This window comes from Fictibacillus sp. WQ 8-8 (assembly GCF_024494405.1).
GTDB lineage: Bacteria > Bacillota > Bacilli > Bacillales > Fictibacillaceae > Fictibacillus_C > Fictibacillus_C marinisediminis.
The window spans coordinates 374,190-394,083 of the sequence record NZ_JAMXKG010000004.1 but is presented as its reverse complement, the minus strand read 5'-3'; the positions used below and the strand labels follow the sequence as shown (position 1 = coordinate 394,083).

Genomic DNA, 19,894 nt, shown 5'->3' with positions numbered 1-19,894 from the left:
ATTCTTGAAGGAATATTTCAAATGCTGCCGAATGATTACTTTAATTCCTCTTATACCTCGAACTGTTCACTGATTTTTTCACACTCATCGTGGTATTTTGCATGCGTACGGTCTATGACTTTATCGAAAACATCACCTGCTCCCTCGTTCAATATTTTTATTCCTTCACCAGTAATTCCGCCCTTCACGCAAACTTTCTCAATGAGTGAAGGCAAAGAAAACACTTCGTTCTCCAGCAATTTTCCCATTCCAATAATCATTTCACTGGCAAGCAATGTCGCCTGGTTTTTTGTCAAATCTGTTTTTTTAATGGAACTGTCAACAAAACATTGTACGAGATACCCAATGAATGCCGGGCCGCAGCTTGCGATATCGGATGAGATGCGTGTCACATTTTCATCGATGATCACTGGTTTAGAGATAAACGACATCAATGATAAGAGTTTCTCTTTGTATTCCGTGTGGCATTTCGAACCAAATGTGATCAATGAGGTTCCTGAAAGGGCCCGGTTTGTGATGCTTGGAATGGCGCGGGCGACACTGCAATCAAGCAAGTTTTCAATTTGTTCACAGGAAATGGGGCTCGTGATCGAGACCACGAGTTTATGTTTGGATATAAACTTTTTATTTTCAGAAAGAACATCATAGAATTGATGCGGCTTTACACAGATGAAAAGGATATCGGCAAAACGGATCACCTCTTCAGCTGTTGCTCCCACTCGGAGTTTGGGGTGGGCAGACTGCAGACGTTCTGCTTTAGAAAGCGTCCGGTTTGTGACCATTATACGTGAAGGCTGTACAGCCGATGATTCTATAAAAGATGACACTAAAATGCTCCCCATGTTCCCGGTTCCAATAAAACCTAGTTTCACTTTAACTCCTCCTCTCCCTTATCTTTCCTACCTTGATGTATATGCTTGAGTTGCCCAGAATATGAAAATTGAAATAAACGTATTGAAAGGAGACGAATGATGATCAGAAAATATGATGGAGCCGTTCGCAAACTCAGCTACATTCTTCCTGCTGCGGCATGCTTGTTAGCCGCAATTTTCTATTTTGCAGGAAAAATGCCGGATGAAGTAGAGCCTGCGCAAGGCATTCCGGTCGAATTGATGGAGAATAAAGGGGCAGCGAGTAAAATAACCCCTATTGCAAAGGATGCAGATTCTCAGAGAATTGAGATCGATATAAAAGGTGAAGTCAGGAAACCGGGAGTGTACGAGATGAAGCAAGGGGACCGAGTGATTGATGCAGTTAATCGAGCAGGAGGTTTTTCGAAAAAAGCGGAGGAAAAAGGAGTTAACCTTTCAGCACGGGTGAAGGATGAAATGCTTCTTTACATCCCAGCTAAAGGCGAAGAACGGTTGCCGGTTGGGCCTGATGCAGGAGGACAGGATGGTGGTGGCACAACAAAGGTTAATATTAATTCTGCAGCAGAGCAGGAGCTGGAAACGCTGAATGGCATAGGTCCTTCTAAAGCCAAAGCGATCATGGCCTATCGTGAAGAGAACGGACCGTTTAAAACAATTGAGGATTTGCTGAATGTACCAGGAATTGGAGAAAAGTCTCTGGAAAACATGAAGGAACAGATTGAGGTTGACTAAGTTATCATTGACTCAAAGCAGCGTAAATGCCTACACTAAAAATAAATAAGATTGGAGGAGAAAAGATGGACCGTATTTCCTGGGATGAATATTTTATGGCACAGAGCCATCTGCTTGCCTACAGAAGCACATGTACAAGACTTGCGGTGGGAGCAACAATCGTAAGGGATAAAAGGATCATTGCGGGTGGCTACAATGGTTCCATATCCGGGGGCGTGCATTGCATAGATGAAGGTTGTTATGTGATAGACGGCCATTGTGTGAGGACGATCCATGCCGAGATGAATGCCATTTTGCAATGTGCAAAATTTGGTGTACCAGTGGAGGGGGCAGAAATGTATGTCACCCATTTTCCTTGTCTGCATTGCTGCCGTACGATTATTCAGAGCGGAATAAAGACACTTTACTATGCCAAAGATTATAAGAATCACCCGTACGCAATTGAACAATTTAAAGAAGCAGGACTGGTTGTGAAGCAAGTCCCTTTTAATGACCATAATATCAACCCTCATTACATAGAACAGATGGAATTAACCTTTGAACTGTTGCGAGCTGTAGAGGAAGGTGGAGCGGGAGATCAAGAAAAACTTGAGGCTTTGAAAAGCAAGGTGCAGTATCTGTATCCCCGTTCTTTGCACTTGGAATAAAACATGAGAGCCGGATACTTCTACGCGATAAGTGCGGCAGCAGGCGTTTTTTTATCATCTTACCATTACATCTGGGCGATCGCAGGCATCGCTCTTTTTTATGGCAAAAAAGGTGCGAATACGTTGACCATCAGCTTTTGCTTAGCCGTATTTGTATTCTTTTACGTCTATTTCCAGTTTACCGATAAGCAAAATGTGACGAAGTTTTCTGGAGATGAACGAACCTTTACCGGGACCGTCATGACCATTCCGGAGATTGACGGAGATTTACTATCCTTCAAACTTCAAACAAAATATGAGAAATTTGTTGTTCACCATATCATACTATCTCATGGGATGCAGAAACGGCTTAAACAGCATCTTCATCAGGGGATGGTCTGTACGTTTGATGGTGAACTGATCGTCCCTGAGGGGCGGGGGAATTTCGCAGGAATGGATTACGCCTCGTACTTAAAACGCCAGAGAATCCACTGGAGCATAAAGGCGGCCCATCTTTCAGTCTCTGCTTGCCGGGATAAACCGCCTGATCTATTGGGGCATGCAGCTGCTTTGCGTGAAAAGGGCATCCGTCTGATAGAAAAAGTGGTTGAAGAGGATGTCTCCGGGATAATCAATGCTTTGGTATTTGGCTATCGTGAAAAAATACCGGTCGATATTGATGAGGCCTACCAGCGAATGGGTTTGTCACATTTGCTTGCAGTATCAGGGTTTAATGTGGCGATCATCATGGGCATGCTCTTTGCGGGCAGTCTTCGAATGGGCATCACCAGGGAAAGAGCAGCTCTAGGTATCGCTTCGGTCCTGCCTCTTTATGTTGTGATGACCGGCAGTGAAGCTTCCATCGTCCGTGCAGGTATTATGGGTATGGCGCTGCTGATGTTCCGGCGATATAGAAGGAGGATTCATCCGTTGTCACCTGTGAGTGGTGTGTGCCTTCTTATGCTTCTGATGAACCCTTATTACGTTTTTCAACTTGGTTTTCAGCTATCTTTTATGAATGTGTTTGCTTTACTGATATCATCGCGTCTGATCTTCAGCCGATATACCTCCTACTTAGCTCAAGCTTTGGTAACTACCCTCATATGCCAAATTGTTTCTTTCCCCATCATTATCTATCATTTTTATGAAACGTCATTATGGTCAGTGCCTCTGAACCTTCTGTTTATTCCCTTACTGTCTTTTGTGGTTCTGCCCCTTGCCTGTCTTTCACTTCCGATTTTGTTCCTATCGCTCAATGCAGCTAAAATAATCCTTTATCTTCCTGTCATCCTCATGAAATTCACAAATTCAATCCTTCTTCACGCGCAGAAGAACAATCTTAATTTTGTGTTTGGACAGCCTCCTGCCTATCTTATCCCGATCTATTATTTTGGGATCTTCAATTTGTTCGTTCAATGGGAAAGGTATGGATGTCATAAGCGTCTGCTTTATCCTGCTTCCTTTCTTGTTTTGGCCGGTGTTTTTCATTGGAATGTTCATTCCCTTGATCCAAGCAGCACAATTACCTATTTAAATGTTGGGCAGGGAGACAGTACCTTGATTGAACTTCCATTCAGGCAAGGGGTTTATTTAATAGATACGGGAGGAACACTGAATTTTGAAAAGGAAGAATGGAGAAAAAGAAAGGTGGATTATAATATTACGAAAGAGGTCGTTCTTCCCGCGTTAAAAGCGCGGGGGATCCGGAAGATCGATAAATTGATATTGACGCATGGAGACATGGATCACATCGGCGGGGCGGAAACGGTTCTGTCTGGAGTCAGGATAGGTGAATTGTTGTATCCAAAAGGCACAATTGACGGAGTGCTGGAAACCAGTGTGCTGAATCATGCGGCCAGTCTGGATATTCCTATTCGTGTTACTCAGCGCGGGCAAAGGTGGTCGGTTGGGGATCATCTTTTTTATGTACTTTCTCCTTATGGTGATGAGACCGAGAGCAATGCCCAATCCATCGTCCTATTAGCAAAGATGAAGCGTTTTTCCTTTCTATTCACTGGGGATTTAGAAGAAGAAGGGGAAAAGCGTATTTTAAGTGGAAATGTCCCTTTAAAGGCAGATTTTTTAAAGGCTGGCCATCATGGGAGTAAAACGTCGTCCTCACAGGCTTTTATCGACGCTGTTGATCCCATTTATGCCGTCATATCAGCCGGGAAAAACAATCGGTACGGACATCCACATCCGGATGTTGTGTCACGTTTCAAAAAAAATGCTGCGGTCATTTTGCGTACCGATCAGCTTGGGGATATCGAGATCCAAATGCTGGGTCACAAGTTAAAGATACATCACAGTGTAACCGGATCCAAATAAAAAGAAGCCTTTTTCAGGCTTCTTTTTATTGATTATGTAGCGATAAGTTTGATAATAACTCCAATTGCAAAGATTAACGTGAAAAAACCAAAGGACCAAACGAAGCCCATGCCTGAATCGATTAAATCATTGCGTTTGCTTTGGACGTCTTTTTCGAAATGATTCATTTCCGCAACCCTCCCGTTTCGATAATAAGTATAAGTCATTCAGATAAAAAAATCCATATTTGATTGGAAGCGTTGTCTATAAAATGCATATTCTTTTCCTTTTTTGCTAACTGTTGTCACCAATACTGCAGATTGGCATAGGATATCATAACATTACAAGGAATAGAGCGGTTTACTCGCTGTTCACTGGGAGTCCCGGGGTCTTGGTGATCAGCGTTTAATATAAATGAAGAAGCAGCAAAAGCTGCTTCTTCTTTTTGGTTTGATTCCTATTGAAAAAAACAGCTATACGGCATACGATAGGAACAGAGAAAGTTTGAGGTGAGTGGTTTTGTCGATCGTCCCATTACAAAAAAAGTTGAAACAGAAGGAATTTTCTCCGTATTATGTTCTGTACGGAACTGAATCTTATATTATTGAGCAAGCCATATCCGCCATTGTGAAGCATTCGCTGAATGAAGAGGATAAGGATTTTAACTTCTCTGTATATGATTATATGGAAACTCCTATACAAGCGATTATGGAAGATGCGGAAACGCTCCCGTTTATGGGGGACAGGCGTGTTGTCGTCGTGAAAAATGCTTATTTTCTAACGGGGGTAAAGGACAAGAGCAAAGTTGAGCATGATCTTGCAACCGTTGAAAGATATATTCAGAATCCAGCTGAGTTTACGCTTCTCGTTTTCGTGGTCCCAGCTGAGAAATTAGATGAACGAAAGAAAATAATTAAAACGCTGAAAAAGTCAGGAGAACTGATCGCAGCTACCCCTTTAAGCGGTGATTCGGCAGTGGAATGGATTAAGGACCGGGCGATTCAGCGGCAAGTGCACATCGATACAGATGCAGCGCAATATTTGACGGCCAAGGTAGGAAATGAATTGATGGCACTCATTCAAGAAATGGACAAACTGGCATTATTCGTTGGGGATGGCGGAAATATCACGATACCCGTCATTGATGAACTTGTACCGAGAACACTGGAAGATAATATTTTTTCGCTCATTGATGATATTGTTCATAAAAAAATTGACGCTGCACTAAGAACTTTTTATGACCTAGCCAAGCAGAATGAGGAACCGATTAAAATTCTCTCCCTAATGGCAAGACAGTTTCGTATTATATATGGGGTGAAAGAACTTTTTTCAAAAGGCTATGGAGAAAAACAGATTGCAGGAGCTTTAAAGCTGCATCCCTATGCAGTAAAGCTGGCTTCCAGACAAGCGAGGCTTTTTGAGGAAGAAGAGCTTCTCAGCATGCTGGATCGCATAGCTGAGGCGGATTATGAGATGAAAACAGGGAAAATGGATAAACAGCTTATTTTGGAACTGATTATGCTGAAGATGGCAAATTAAAAAACGTCCAGCCGATTGGATATCGGCTGGACATTTTTTGTTCATGCTGTTTTAAATCATACTGTTGATATTGTTTTAGGTTGCCAAAAACCATCCATTTGGCAATTATAGGGTCATTTTTTTAAGGGAAATGAAAAATACCGATTTATGTTTAAAATTTACGCTTTTATTTTCAAGTCGTTTATATGCGACAACTTACGACAGGGTTCAACGCATTCGTTTTAAACCAGAACATCACGGACAACATGGTGAATCTTTTATTATTATTATTAATATGGATGTCATTTTTTTGAAAAGCGACTGTTAACAGTAGCTTTCAAAAAAAGACATGAAAAAAACGACCTGTAAGGCCGTTTCGTGTCATTTCCCGTGATTATGCGTTGATTCCGTTTAACGCTTTAGCAAGACGAGACTTCTGACGGGAAGCTGCATTTTTATGGATAAGTCCTTTAGTTGCCGCTTTATCAACTTTTTTAGTAGCAACTGTGAAAGCTTCTTTAGCACCTTCAGCATCTTTGTTAGCGACCTTAGTTTCAAAGTTTTTCACAGCTGTACGCATAGCAGACTTTAAAGAAGCATTATGAGCACGGTTCTTATCATTTGTTTTTACACGTTTAATAGCAGATTTAATATTAGCCAATCCATTCACCTCCCTAACATTGCAACTGGATTGCAAAAAAATAGGACACAGAGTATTTTATCAGTTTAATTCTTCAATTGCAATACAAGAATGAAATGGCTTTTTAATGGCAAAAATAGAGACAATATATCTCTATCACAGGACGGTGCCAAAATGAACAACAAAGATTTGGATCTGAACAACTATTCCATTCGGACAGACTTAGCGATCGAAGCACATGAAATGCTGGTAAATGAAGAGAAGATGAAGGAGAAGGAGAGCTCTGTTAAAGGCATCATCATTAAAGAACGGGATCATGATGGAATTAAATATACGAGGGTAGAGATAGATGAAAATGGGGCACAGGCTACCGGGAAAAAACCGGGTACATATTTAACATTCGAGATGCAGGGGATTAGGGAAAAGGATTCGGAGCTTCAGGAACGGGTGCAGGAGGTCTTTGCCCGTGACTTTAAAAACTTTATTAATGAACTTGGAATTCAGGATAATGACACGTGCCTGGTTGTCGGTCTTGGAAACTGGAATGTTACTCCTGATTCTCTAGGACCCAACGTAGTGGAAAATCTATTGATCACAAAACATTTATTTGCTCTGTCGCCTGAAAATGTGGAAGAAGGGTTCCGGCCGGTCTGTGCCATCTCGCCTGGGGTCATGGGGATAACAGGGATCGAAACGAGCGATATTATTGAAGGCGTCATTCGAAAAGTTAACCCTGATTTTGTGATCGCGATCGATGCTCTGGCTTCGAGATCTCTCGAGCGGGTAAACACGACTATTCAAATCTCTGACAGTGGAATCCATCCAGGGTCTGGTGTCGGCAACAAAAGAAAAGAGCTGAGCAAAGACACACTGGGTATCCCGGTTATCGCGATCGGTATTCCTACCGTTGTCGATGCCGTTACGATCACGAGCGATGCCATTGATTATATCCTCAAACATTTTGGCAGGGAGATCAAAGAAAAGGATAAGCCGTCCAAGTCTCTCGCACCAACATGGATGACGTTTGGGGAAAAGAAAATTCTGAAAGAGGACGATCTTCCGCCAGAAGCGGAACGGCAATCCTTCCTGGGAATGATAGGAACCCTTGATGAAGATGAAAAAAGAATGCTGATTCGGGAGGTCCTCTCTCCAATCGGACATAATCTCATGGTAACGCCAAAAGAGGTGGATACATTTATAGAGGACATGGCAAATGTTCTTGCCGTAGGATTGAACACAGCGCTTCACAGGCAGGTTGACCAATCCAACAGTTCTTCCTATACGCACTGACACATAAAAGGACAAGCTGTTTCATAGGATGTAAAGAAACCAATGGTAAACGGGGTGGGTCCTGTGGGTAAATTTATGCTGAAGTGTTTTCTGATCACGGCTGTTTTGTTTTTCGGTGTCCTGCTTGGAATGCAGAGGGCCTCAGTAGGGATGAATCATTTAAAAGGCAATACGGACACAGGTAAAGCTTTAGCGATAAAGGAAAGCAAAGGACATACTGATGCTGAAGTACTGGGGGCTGCAATAGATGCTAAAGATTTAACGGCGAAACAGAAACAATTAGAAGAGTCTAAAGCCTTCAACTTCTTTTCTTCGCTGGGTGAGAAAGTGTCTGTTCTCATTTCATCTCTTTTTCGAGCGGTCATCGGTCTTATCTCCGCAATACTTTCACAGATATTTGGATCATTAAGCTGACAGTTATTTTCATTTAAGAAAAATAACTGTTTTTTCATGTTTGTTATCCAGTGGAACATTTCGAGGCGTCTCCACTTTTCATTTGGTTCAGCATTGAACAACGGTCTTTGTATTGCTATAATCTAAAATAGTGTACTTTGCGCAAAATGTAGGAGTGAAATGAATGAATCGAGAACAAAAACTGGACAGGCAATCAAGGATTCGCAATTTTTCCATCATTGCTCATATTGACCATGGAAAATCAACGCTGGCTGACCGGATCCTTGAGAAAACCAGCGCCTTGACTCAAAGAGAAATGAAAGAACAGCTTCTGGACTCCATGGACCTTGAACGTGAACGGGGGATAACCATAAAGCTGAATGCTGTTCAGTTAAACTACAAAGCTAAAGATGGAGAAGTGTATACATTTCACCTGATTGATACTCCAGGACATGTTGACTTCACGTATGAAGTATCAAGAAGCCTTGCAGCCTGTGAAGGGGCGCTTCTGATTGTTGACGCTGCCCAGGGAATCGAAGCCCAAACCCTTGCTAATGTTTATCTTGCGCTAGAGAATGATCTGGAAATCCTTCCTGTCATTAATAAGATCGACCTTCCGAGTGCTGAACCGGAGAGAGTGAGGCAGGAGGTTGAAGATATCATCGGGCTTGATGCTTCCGAAGCTGTTTTAGCTTCAGCGAAAGCTGGGATCGGGATTGAAGAAATACTGGAACAGATTGTCGAAAAGGTGCCAGCGCCATCTGGAGATCCGGACGGCCCGCTTCAAGCTCTTATTTTCGACTCGCTTTATGATCCATACCGGGGAGTAGTAACGTATATCCGTGTAACCGAAGGCACGGTTAAAATCGGCGATAAAATCAAAATGATGGCGACAGAGAAAGAATTTGAGGTGGTGGAACTCGGTGTGTTCACGCCAAAAGCTGTCAACAGGGATTTCTTAACAGTCGGTGACGTAGGCTACTTGACTGCTGCCATTAAAAATGTAGGCGATACTCAAGTCGGGGATACCATTACGAGTGCTGTCAAACCAGCCAGCGAACCGCTGCCTGGGTACCGAAAAATGAACCCGATGGTATATTGCGGATTATATCCAGTTGATAACGCAAAATATAATGATTTGCGCGAGGCATTGGAACGGCTTGTTTTAAATGATTCTGCACTTCAATATGAACCTGAAACCTCTCAAGCACTCGGGTTCGGCTATCGCTGCGGATTCTTGGGGCTGCTTCACATGGAGATTATTCAGGAGAGGATCGAACGTGAATTTAACATTGACCTCATTGCAACAGCACCAAGTGTAATTTACAATGTTTTGTTAACTGACGGTGAAGAGATGATCGTTGATAACCCGGCCAACATGCCGGAAGCACAGCTCCTGCAAAAGGTAGAAGAACCTTATGTAAAAGCGACGATTATGACACCGAATGATTATGTAGGGACCATCATGGAAATCTGCCAGAAAAAACGCGGGATTTTCCAGACGATGGATTACCTGGAAAATAACCGGGTAAACGTGCTTTACGAAATCCCTCTCTCTGAAATTGTCTATGATTTCTTTGACCAGCTGAAATCGAGCACGAAAGGCTATGCTTCACTTGACTATGAGTTGATCGGCTACAAGCCTTCCAAGCTGGTTAAGATGGATATATTGCTAAACGGAGAAAAAATCGATGCTCTTTCTGTCATCGTTCATAAAGATTTTGCTTATGAACGCGGAAAAGTAGTCGTTGAAAAGCTTAAAGAACTGATTCCTCGCCAGCAGTTTGAGGTACCTATTCAAGCCTCAATCGGACAAAAGATCATTGCAAGGTCCAATATTAAAGCACTTCGTAAAAACGTTCTTGCCAAGTGTTACGGCGGAGATATTTCCCGTAAAAGAAAATTGCTTGAAAAGCAAAAAGAAGGTAAGAAGCGCATGAAAACCATTGGACGAGTCGAGGTGCCGCAGGAAGCCTTCATGGCGGTACTGCGAATGGACAACGATTAATTCCACAACGAAATAAAATAAGCAACAGGACGAGACCGCATATTTTTGCGGTCTTTCACAAATTTTAGACAAGAAAGCAGGGATCATATGCCAGAAGCGGCTTATTTTCATATCCCGTTCTGTGTGAACATTTGCCATTATTGCGATTTTAACAAGGTGTTCTTAAAAGGACAGCCCGTTAACGAATATTTAACGTATATGGAAAAAGAAATGATCAACACAGTTAGACAGACCCCATATTCCAGGATGAAAACCATCTTTGTCGGCGGAGGTACGCCCACTGCACTCGATTATGAACAATTTGAAACGTTTCTTAAGATGGTGAACCGACACTTTTCTTTTGACGAACTCGATGAATTCACCGTAGAAGCTAATCCGGAACAAACCGATCGAAAGAAACTGGAGATCATGGAGGCCTATGGAGTGAACAGGCTGAGCATTGGTGTGCAGGCCTTTCAGGAACAGCTTTTAAAAGAACTTGGACGGACACATGTGAAAGAGGACGTTATTCGAACAGTCTCAGAAGCAAAAGCTGTTGGCATCGAGAATATTTCTCTGGATATTATGTTCGGACTGCCCCATCAAACCGTTGATATGCTAAAAGAAACGCTCGAAATTGCATTTTCATTAAACGTCCCCCATTTCTCGGCCTACTCCCTTCAGCTTGAAAAAAAGACGGTGTTTTACAATCGTGCGGTAAAAGGGGACTTGCTGCTGCCGGAGCAGGAGGAAGAAGCCCAAATGTATGAAGTCCTTATGGAACAGATGGAGAAGCACGGTTATGTCCAGTATGAAATTTCAAACTTTGCGAGACCCGGTTATGAAAGCAAGCATAATCTGCAATACTGGGATAATAACGAATACTATGGCATAGGAGCAGGTGCCCATAGCTATGTAAATGGCAAACGAATGGCCAATGCAGGGCCATTGAAGAAATATATGTCGTTGATCGATGAGACAGGCTTTCCTTATGTTCATTCTGAAACGCTGGCTCCATCAGCTAAAATGGAGGAAGAACTTTTTATGGGATTGAGAAAAATGGATGGTGTATCTGATACCCGATTTAAACAAAGGTACGGAAAGTCCATGTATGAAGTATTTGGCCCGCAGATCGAACAGCTGCTGGCAAAGGGGTGGCTTAAAAAGTCCGGTGACAGGGTATCACTGACGAAGGATGGAACGTTTTTAGGGAATGAAGTGTTTCAGGAATTTATCGGTGTGGTTTAATCGTTGACAATCTTCAGTTGCTTTTGGTAATTTAATATTAGATTTAGCACTCGCTCTTTCGGAGTGCTAACAGCCTCGGAGGTGAAAGGATGTTATCTGAAAGACAGCTTTTTATACTTCAAGTGCTGATTGATGATTACATCCAGCATGTTGAACCTGTAGGATCAAGGACCATTTCCAAAAGAGAAGATGTCCATTTCAGCCCGGCCACCATCCGGAATGAGCTGGCGGACTTGGAGGATTTGGGATTCCTTGAAAAGACTCACACTTCATCAGGCAGGATTCCGTCCGAGAAAGGGTATCGCTTTTACGTCGATCACCTTTTGAGCCCCACGGTTCTTTCGACAGCGGATATTTTTAATATACAGGCGCTATTCAACGAGAAATTGGAAGAAACCGAACGTATTTTTGAACAATCTGCTAAAATTCTTTCTGAACTTACCAACTACACATCAATCATTCTTGGACCGGAAGCGATTGAAACGACATTAAAACACATTCAGTTGATTCCTTTAGGATCCCAGCAGGCCGTTGCTATATTTGTGACGAGTACGGGACATGTTGAAAACAGGCATGTGATCCTGCCCGAAGGAATTGCGCCCGAAGAGATTGAGAAGCTGCTCAATATCTTAAATGAGAAGCTGGCAGGGGTACCTCTCGCTGAACTTCACAAAAAAATCCAGGATGAACTCAACGTTGTTTTCAGAAAGCATCTGATGAATCATCGGCAGGCTTCCCTGTTTATTGATGATATCTTTAAATGGAGCAACAAAGATAAGATATTTTTTGGCGGTAAAACCAAAATGCTGTATCAGCCTGAATTCAGGGATGTAGAAAAAGTTCGTATTCTTTTGGACGCCCTGGAGGAAAAGGCGGTCATTGAACAGCTGCTTACAGCGAATAATGATGGCATAACCGTAACGATCGGACAGGAAAATCAGGTAGAAGCTGTCAGAAACTGTAGCCTGATCAAAGCTTCCTATTCGTTTCACGGCAAGCATATCGGCACGATTTCCTTGATCGGGCCTACCCGAATGGAATATAAACGCGTAATCGGTCTGCTTGACACGATCAGCAAAGAGTTTACGAACTTATTTAACGCTAGGTTCTAACAATAACAATAAACTCCGATTATTTTAGGGAGGTGACAACATGGAAGACAAACAAAAGGAAACTGCTGAATTTGAACAAACGGAAAACGCTGAAACGTATGTGGAAGCTGATCAAACAGCCGGCTCTGAGCCTTTGGAAAATGAAGGGGAAACGGCTGAGACAACTGAAGAGAAGCAACGAATTTCAGAGCTTGAAACCAATCTTGCTGACACTGAAAACCGATTGCTCCGCGTACAGGCTGACTTTGAAAACTTTAAGCGGCGTACACGTGAAGACAACGCCGCTCAGTTAAAATATAAATCACAGAGCCTTTTGACACAGCTGCTGCCTGCTCTTGATAATTTCGAAAGAGCATTGGATGTGAAGGTTGAGGATGCTCAAGCTGCTTCTGTCCTTCAAGGGGTGGAGATGGTATACCGCCAGCTGCTTGAGGCCATGAAGAGTGAAGGCTTGGAAGTGATCGACTCCGAAGGCTCAGCGTTTGATCCAAAACTGCATCAGGCAGTTATGCAAGTCCAGGATGAAAAATACGGATCCAATGTCGTTGTTGAAACCCTGCAAAAGGGCTACAGACTTAAGGATCGTGTCATTCGTCCAGCAATGGTTAAAGTAAATCAGTAATATTAAGTTCTTAATATTACATATAAAAGTGGAGGGTATGTAACATGAGCAAAATTATTGGAATTGACTTAGGTACAACAAACTCTTGTGTTGCCGTTATGGAAGGCGGAGAAGCAACAGTTATCCCTAATCCTGAAGGAAACCGTACAACTCCTTCAGTTGTCGCCTTTAAAGATGGCGAACGTTCAGTAGGGGAAGTTGCAAAGCGTCAGGCTGTCACGAACCCAAATACAATCATCTCCATCAAACGCCATATGGGAACAAACCATAAAGTGGATGCAGAAGGAAAAGAGTATACTCCTCAAGAAATCTCTGCAATCATTCTTCAAAAATTGAAAAATGATGCTGAGAGCTACCTTGGAGAAAAAGTAGAGCGCGCCGTTATCACGGTTCCAGCATACTTCAACGATGCACAACGCCAGGCAACAAAAGATGCCGGCCAGATTGCAGGCCTTCAAGTTGAACGTATCATTAACGAACCTACAGCAGCTGCACTAGCTTATGGTTTAGAAGAAGACAACGATCAAAAAATTCTAGTATTTGACCTTGGCGGCGGTACATTTGACGTATCCATCCTTGAAATCGGCGACGGAAACTTCGATGTAATTGCTACATCTGGTGACAATGAACTGGGCGGAGACGACTTTGACCAAGTCATTATCGACTATCTTGTTGATCAGTTCAAAAAAGAGAACGGCATCGATCTATCTCAAGACAAAATGGCGCTTCAACGTTTAAAAGATTCTGCTGAAAAAGCGAAAAAGGAATTATCAGGGGTTACACAAACTCAAATTTCTCTTCCGTTCATCACAGCAGATGCTACAGGACCTAAACACTTAGAGGTTTCCATGAGCCGTGCGAAATTTGAAGAGCTTTCATCTGACCTTGTTGAACGCACGATGGGGCCAACTCGTCAGGCGCTTAATGATGCAGGATTCTCTCCAAACGATATCGACAAAGTCATCTTAGTTGGTGGTTCTACACGTATTCCTGCTGTACAAGAAGCGATCAAGAAGTTTACTGGTAAAGATCCGTTTAAAGGGGTTAACCCTGATGAAGTAGTTGCACTTGGTGCAGCGATTCAAGGCGGTGTTATCACAGGAGACGTTAAAGATGTTGTTCTTGTTGACGTAACTCCACTTTCTCTAGGAATTGAAACACTTGGCGGCGTATTTACGAAGCTTATTGACCGAAATACGGCTATCCCTACAACGAAGTCTCAAGTGTTCTCAACAGCAGCAGACAATCAGCCATCTGTAGACATTCACGTACTGCAAGGTGAGCGTGAAATGGCTGCTCACAATAAAACATTGGGCCGCTTCCAGCTTACGGATATTCCTCCAGCACCGCGCGGAGTTCCGCAAATCGAAGTATCATTTGATATCGATTCAAACGGTATCGTAAATGTTCGTGCCAAAGACCTTGGAACGAACAAAGAACAATCCATTACGATTAAATCTTCTTCTGGCCTTTCAGATGATGAGATCGAAAAAATGGTAAAAGATGCGGAAGAAAACGCTGAAGCAGATAAAAAGAAACGTGAAGAAATTGATCTTCGAAACGAAGCTGATCAGCTGATCTTTGCTACTGACAAGACATTGAAGGATCTTGAAGGAAAAGTGGAAGAAGCTGAAGTAACAAAAGCAAATGACGCGAAAGATGAGCTTAAAAAAGCGCTTGAAGGCCAAGATATCGAAGCAATTAAAACAGCGAAAGACGCTTTGAACGAGATCGTTCAGCAGCTTTCTGTCAAGCTTTATGAGCAGGCTGCACAAGCACAGCAAGCTCAAGGCCAAGAACAAGGCGAGAAAAAAACCGATGACAACGTAGTCGATGCTGAATACGAAGAAATGAACGACGACGAAAAGAAATAATAACTGATTTTCAGTGAGGAAAAAGTCAAAGTCAGGCGAGCATCTTGGCTTTGACTTTTTTTCCGTTTTAAGATGTAATGTCTAGCTCCAGCGCCTAGTACGAAAATGAATTGCAATTTTCGTCATAGGTCCTCGAGGACGAATTAAACAATTCGTCTTTGGTCGCTTCACTCTTACCCCTCAACACAAAAAGCGTGTTGCTGTGTAAGAATTCCAGCGCTTGTCGGACCTAGCAGGGCGCTTGCGCTTTTCTAAATAACCCTTCACATATTTAAAGATCTTTCTTGAAAAAAGAAAAGGAACAATGGTAAGATAATTTTTATGTGAAGATTCGGGAGTGGGATTTCTATGAGTAAACGAGATTACTATGAAGTGCTAGGACTGGATAAAAACGCATCCAGCGATGAAATAAAAAAAGCTTACCGGAAAATGACGAAGCAATACCATCCGGATGTTAACAAGGAAGCGGATGCAGCTGAAAAGTTTAAAGAAGTCCGTGAAGCGTACGATACATTAAAGGATCCACAAAAAAAAGCGCAGTATGACCAATTCGGGCATACCGATCCAAACCAGGGTTTCGGCGGTTTTGGAGGAGCAGGAGCCGACTTTGGCGGTTTTGGAGACATATTTGATATGTTCTTTGGCGGCGGCGGTGGTGGAAGAAGAAATCCAAATGCTCCTCGCCAGGGATCCGATCTGCAGTATAATATGAACTTGAAATTTGAAGAAGCTGTTTTCGGAAAAGAAACCGAAATTGAAATTCCTAAAGAAGAAACGTGCGGAACATGCCACGGTTCAGGTGCTAAACCGGGTACCCATCCGGAAAATTGTACCCATTGTAAAGGAACGGGCCAGCTGAATGTTGAACAAAACACACCGTTTGGCAGGATTGTCAATAAACGTGTGTGCCAATATTGCAGCGGAACAGGCAAGCTTATAAAAGAAAAATGCGGAACATGCCACGGAAAAGGGAAGGTAACGACTACAAAGAAAGTCAAAGTTAAGATTCCTGCGGGAGTGGACAATGGACAGCAGATCCGTCTTTCAGGGCATGGAGAACCAGGAGTGAACGGCGGTCCAGCCGGCGACCTTTATGTTGTCTTCAGGGTGCTTCCTCACGAGTTCTTTGAGAGAGACGGAGACGACATTTTCTGTGAAATGCCGATTACCTATGCTCAGGCCGCATTAGGTGACGAAATTGAAGTCCCTACCCTGCATGGCCGAATCAAGCTTAAGATTCCAGCAGGAACGCAGACCGGAACTCATTTCCGCCTAAGAGGCAAAGGAGTTCAAAACGTAAGGGGAAGAGGCCAGGGTGATCAGCATATCCAGGTAAAAGTTTTGACTCCTACGAAATTATCTGAGAAACAGAAACAGCTGCTCCGTGATTTTGCTGAAATCGGCGGCGATGTGCCTGATGAACATGAAGAATCATTTTTTGATAAAGTGAAAAGAGCCTTTAAAGGCGAGTAAAGGATCATAGGAATGGAGTTGATAGAATTGAAATGGTCAGAAATTAGCATTCACACTACCCAGGAAGCGGTTGAACCAATCTCAAACATTCTACACGAAGCAGGTGCAAGCGGAGTCGTCATTGAGGACCCGGAAGATTTAGTTAAAGAGAGATCATCCGTTTATGGGGAAATCTATCAACTCGATCCTAATGATTATCCTGATGAGGGAGTTATTGTTAAGGCCTATCTGCCTGTGACCAGCTTTCTCGGGGAAACGGTTGATGAGATTAAAGAAGCTATCAATAATCTCATGACCTACGACATTGACCTTGGACATAATAAGGTTACGATCAGTGAAGTAAATGAAGAAGAATGGGCAACGGCTTGGAAGAAATATTACAAGCCCGTTAAGATCTCTGAAAAAATAACCATTACGCCGACATGGGAAGACTATAAGCCGGTTAGCTCTGATGAAGTCATCATCGAACTAGATCCGGGGATGGCATTTGGTACCGGAACCCACCCAACGACTGTCATGTGTCTGCAGGCGATCGAGAAATACCTGCAAAAAGATGATGAAGTCATTGATGTTGGAACAGGATCCGGGGTTTTAAGTATCGCTGCGGCCCACTTGGGAGCAAAGCATGTTCAGGCATATGATCTGGATGATGTAGCAGTTGCGAGTGCCAGGCTTAATGTAAAATTAAATAAAGTAGCCGATTCTGTTACTGTAAAACAAAATAATCTGTTGAACGGAATTGAAGGTCCTGTTGATTTAATTGCAGGAAATCTGCTCGCGGAAATTATTTTGCGATTTGTCCCAGATGCGGCAAGGGTACTTAAAAAAGGCGGTTTATTTATTACATCAGGCATCATTCAAGGGAAAAAGAATGATGTGAAGGAAGAATTGAAACGCAGCGGTTTTTCAATTGTTGAAATTTTAGAGATGGAAGACTGGGTAGCCATCATTGCACGAAATGATGGACCATTTGCGAAAGAGGTTTAACCCATGCAGAGATACTTTGTCTCATCTGCAGAGATGAATGATTCTTCCGTGACCATTATCGGAGACGACGCTAACCATATTGTTAAGGTGATGAGAATGGAAATCGGCGACCATGTCATCTGTTCTGATAATCAAGGCAGAGTGGCGCTTTGCGAAATAACGGAAATCGATCGTGATACCGTACAGACCAGCATTATAGAGTCTATTCAGGAGAGTAAAGAGAGTCCAATACGGGTTACCATTGCCCAGGGAATTCCAAAAGGGGACAAACTTGAAACCATCGTCCAAAAAGGCACAGAACTGGGTGCTATGGCCTTTTTGCCTTTTTCTTCTTCGAGGTGTATTGTTAAATGGGATGAAAAGAAAGGGCAGAAAAAAACACAGCGGCTGGAGAAGATAGCAAAAGAAGCTGCAGAGCAATCGCATCGAAGCCGTATACCCGACATTTTATCTCCTGTTTCATTTAAGTCTTTATTAAAACAAGCCGCGGAATTTGACTATAAGATCGTTGCCTATGAAGAAGAGGCTAAAATAGGGGAGACCAAGCGTCTTTCTGAGCTTTTTAACCAAATGGCTCCAGGTACTTCCATCCTGTGTGCCATCGGTCCAGAGGGCGGTTTGAGCGAGCAGGAAGTTGATGAGTTAAAAGAAGCCGACTTTATCCCATGCGGGCTGGGACCAAGGATACTCCGTACGGAAACGGCAAGCTCTTATATACTTTCCGCAATATCTTACCATTTTGAATTAATGAGGTGATTGAAATGCCATCAGTGGCTTTTCATACATTAGGCTGTAAAGTAAACCATTATGAAACAGAAGCAATCTGGCAGCTGTTTCAAGGTGATGGCTACGAACGCAAGGAGTTCGAGCAGGCAGCTGACGTTTATGTAATCAATACATGTACTGTTACGAATACAGGCGATAAAAAAAGCAGGCAGGTCATCCGCCGTGCGATCCGAAAAAATCCCGACGCTGTGATCTGTGTTACAGGGTGCTATGCCCAGACTTCGCCTGCCGAAATTATGGCGATTCCTGGAGTGGATATTGTTGTAGGAACACAGGATCGATCTAAAATGCTTCTTTATATTGCTCAATATAAAGAAGAACGTCTTCCGATAAACGGGGTCAGCAACATTATGAAAGCACGCGTCTATGAGGAGCTTGATGTTCCGTCCTTTACTGACCGTACTCGTGCGTCACTCAAGATTCAGGAAGGATGCAACAATTTCTGTACGTTCTGCATTATCCCATGGGCTCGTGGCCTTCTGCGTTCCCGGGATTCAAAGGAAGTCGTCCATCAGGCGCAGCAGCTTGTTGATGCAGGATATAAAGAAATCGTCCTGACAGGCATTCATACTGCCGGCTATGGAGAAGATTTAAAGGACTACAATTTTGCCATGCTTCTTTCTGAATTGGATGAAAAAGTGGATGGATTAAAGCGTCTTCGAATATCATCCATTGAAGCTAGCCAAATTACTGATGAGGTTATTGAAGTAATGGATCGTTCCGATAAGATCGTTCCTCACCTTCATATTCCACTGCAGTCAGGCTCTAATACTGTGCTGCAAAGAATGCGAAGAAAATATACGATGGAGCTGTTTGCGGATCGGATCACGCAGCTTAAAAAAGCTTTGCCTGGCCTGGCTATCACATCAGATGTTATTGTAGGGTTTCCAGGCGAAACAGAAGAAGAATTTATGGAAACGTACAATTTCATCCGTGATCATAAATTTTCAGAACTTCATGTCTTTCCATATTCAAAACGGACAGGCACTCCGGCGGCAAGAATGGATGATCAGATTCCTGAAGATATTAAGAACGAACGCGTCCATCGGTTGATTGAGCTTTCTGACCAGCTGGCAAAAGAGTATGCATCCGACTACGAAGGGGAAGTGGTAGAAGTAATCCCTGAAGAAGCGTACAAGGAAGAAGCCGGTACAGGCCTATATGTAGGGTATACACCTAACTATTTGAAGGTTAGATTCCCTGCGAATGAAGAAATGATCGGAAAACAGGTGCTGGTAAAAATCGAAAAAGCAGGCTATCCATATAGTGATGGACAATTTGTTAAAGTGATAGAGGACCAGTCATCAAAACAGATCGTTAACCTATAAAATTCACAATCGTATAGTCCGGGAAACCGGGCTTTCTTTTGCTTAATCACAACTATCTCGAATTTGTAGAGAAGTTTTGGTAAAATATATAAGAATGTA

The 19,894-nt window shown here is 42.9% G+C and carries 18 protein-coding genes; 15 read left to right on the top strand and 3 right to left on the bottom strand.

Features of this window, described 5'->3' with window-relative positions; genetic code table 11:
• Nucleotides 1-50: 50 nt before the first annotated feature.
• A complete protein-coding gene (gene comER, locus M1K46_RS11600; RefSeq protein ID WP_256226088.1) occupies nucleotides 51-872 on the bottom strand; it encodes a late competence protein ComER in 822 nt (273 codons plus the stop codon).
• A gap of 99 nt (nucleotides 873-971) precedes the next feature.
• Between comER and M1K46_RS11595 the strand changes: the two genes are divergently transcribed.
• The 3 genes from M1K46_RS11595 (at nucleotide 972) to M1K46_RS11585 (ending at nucleotide 4,558) form a co-directional block, all read left to right on the top strand.
• Nucleotides 972-1,604 (top strand): helix-hairpin-helix domain-containing protein, encoded by a 633-nt coding sequence (locus tag M1K46_RS11595; protein WP_256226087.1) that lies wholly within the window; start codon nucleotides 972-974, stop codon nucleotides 1,602-1,604.
• A 65-nt stretch (nucleotides 1,605-1,669) separates the two neighbouring features.
• A complete protein-coding gene (locus M1K46_RS11590) occupies nucleotides 1,670-2,251 on the top strand; it encodes a ComE operon protein 2 (RefSeq protein ID WP_256226086.1) in 582 nt (193 codons plus the stop codon).
• A gap of 3 nt (nucleotides 2,252-2,254) precedes the next feature.
• Nucleotides 2,255-4,558: a DNA internalization-related competence protein ComEC/Rec2 gene (locus M1K46_RS11585; RefSeq protein WP_256226085.1), complete on the top strand. Its 2,304-nt coding sequence runs from the start codon at nucleotides 2,255-2,257 to the stop codon at nucleotides 4,556-4,558.
• A 32-nt stretch (nucleotides 4,559-4,590) separates the two neighbouring features.
• Here M1K46_RS11585 and M1K46_RS11580 read toward each other — a convergent pair whose 3' ends face one another.
• Entirely contained in the window at nucleotides 4,591-4,725 is a 135-nt protein-coding gene (locus tag M1K46_RS11580) for a YqzM family protein (RefSeq protein ID WP_082316196.1), read from the bottom strand.
• Between the two features lie 331 nt (nucleotides 4,726-5,056).
• Between M1K46_RS11580 and holA the strand changes: the two genes are divergently transcribed.
• Nucleotides 5,057-6,076 carry a DNA polymerase III subunit delta gene (gene holA, locus M1K46_RS11575; protein WP_256226084.1) on the top strand — a complete coding sequence of 340 codons (1,020 nt, stop codon included), beginning with the start codon at nucleotides 5,057-5,059 and terminating at the stop codon, nucleotides 6,074-6,076.
• Between the two features lie 373 nt (nucleotides 6,077-6,449).
• Here the strand turns inward: holA and rpsT are convergent, their stop codons facing one another.
• Nucleotides 6,450-6,716, bottom strand: coding sequence for a 30S ribosomal protein S20 (rpsT, locus tag M1K46_RS11570; protein ID WP_053357818.1), 267 nt, complete (start codon nucleotides 6,714-6,716; stop codon nucleotides 6,450-6,452).
• 153 nt (nucleotides 6,717-6,869) lie between these two features.
• On the opposite strand from rpsT, the gene gpr reads away from it, so the two are divergent.
• The 11 genes from gpr to mtaB all read left to right on the top strand — a co-directional run bounded on the left by gpr (nucleotide 6,870) and on the right by mtaB (nucleotide 19,795).
• Nucleotides 6,870-7,985 (top strand): GPR endopeptidase, encoded by a 1,116-nt coding sequence (gene gpr / locus M1K46_RS11565; protein ID WP_053357819.1) that lies wholly within the window; start codon nucleotides 6,870-6,872, stop codon nucleotides 7,983-7,985.
• Between the two features lie 63 nt (nucleotides 7,986-8,048).
• Nucleotides 8,049-8,399, top strand: a complete 351-nt coding sequence (locus tag M1K46_RS11560; protein WP_082316307.1) for a DUF3679 domain-containing protein — start codon at nucleotides 8,049-8,051, stop codon at nucleotides 8,397-8,399.
• Between the two features lie 163 nt (nucleotides 8,400-8,562).
• Nucleotides 8,563-10,386 (top strand): translation elongation factor 4, encoded by a 1,824-nt coding sequence (gene lepA / locus M1K46_RS11555; RefSeq protein ID WP_256226082.1) that lies wholly within the window; start codon nucleotides 8,563-8,565, stop codon nucleotides 10,384-10,386.
• A gap of 87 nt (nucleotides 10,387-10,473) precedes the next feature.
• Nucleotides 10,474-11,613: a radical SAM family heme chaperone HemW gene (hemW, locus tag M1K46_RS11550; protein ID WP_256226081.1), complete on the top strand. Its 1,140-nt coding sequence runs from the start codon at nucleotides 10,474-10,476 to the stop codon at nucleotides 11,611-11,613.
• A gap of 89 nt (nucleotides 11,614-11,702) precedes the next feature.
• Nucleotides 11,703-12,725, top strand: a complete 1,023-nt coding sequence (gene hrcA / locus M1K46_RS11545) for a heat-inducible transcriptional repressor HrcA (RefSeq protein ID WP_091004589.1) — start codon at nucleotides 11,703-11,705, stop codon at nucleotides 12,723-12,725.
• Between the two features lie 40 nt (nucleotides 12,726-12,765).
• Nucleotides 12,766-13,347, top strand: a complete 582-nt coding sequence (grpE, locus tag M1K46_RS11540; RefSeq protein ID WP_062234851.1) for a nucleotide exchange factor GrpE — start codon at nucleotides 12,766-12,768, stop codon at nucleotides 13,345-13,347.
• A 44-nt stretch (nucleotides 13,348-13,391) separates the two neighbouring features.
• Nucleotides 13,392-15,221, top strand: a complete 1,830-nt coding sequence (dnaK, locus tag M1K46_RS11535; RefSeq protein WP_256226080.1) for a molecular chaperone DnaK — start codon at nucleotides 13,392-13,394, stop codon at nucleotides 15,219-15,221.
• Nucleotides 15,222-15,569: 348 nt separating this feature from the next.
• Nucleotides 15,570-16,694 carry a molecular chaperone DnaJ gene (dnaJ, locus tag M1K46_RS11530; RefSeq protein WP_053357826.1) on the top strand — a complete coding sequence of 375 codons (1,125 nt, stop codon included), beginning with the start codon at nucleotides 15,570-15,572 and terminating at the stop codon, nucleotides 16,692-16,694.
• Nucleotides 16,695-16,721: 27 nt separating this feature from the next.
• Nucleotides 16,722-17,681 (top strand): 50S ribosomal protein L11 methyltransferase, encoded by a 960-nt coding sequence (gene prmA / locus M1K46_RS11525; RefSeq protein ID WP_256226152.1) that lies wholly within the window; start codon nucleotides 16,722-16,724, stop codon nucleotides 17,679-17,681.
• Between the two features lie 3 nt (nucleotides 17,682-17,684).
• Nucleotides 17,685-18,437 carry a 16S rRNA (uracil(1498)-N(3))-methyltransferase gene (locus M1K46_RS11520; protein ID WP_256226079.1) on the top strand — a complete coding sequence of 251 codons (753 nt, stop codon included), beginning with the start codon at nucleotides 17,685-17,687 and terminating at the stop codon, nucleotides 18,435-18,437.
• A gap of 5 nt (nucleotides 18,438-18,442) precedes the next feature.
• Entirely contained in the window at nucleotides 18,443-19,795 is a 1,353-nt protein-coding gene (mtaB, locus tag M1K46_RS11515) for a tRNA (N(6)-L-threonylcarbamoyladenosine(37)-C(2))-methylthiotransferase MtaB (protein WP_053357829.1), read from the top strand.
• Nucleotides 19,796-19,894: the final 99 nt, after the last annotated feature.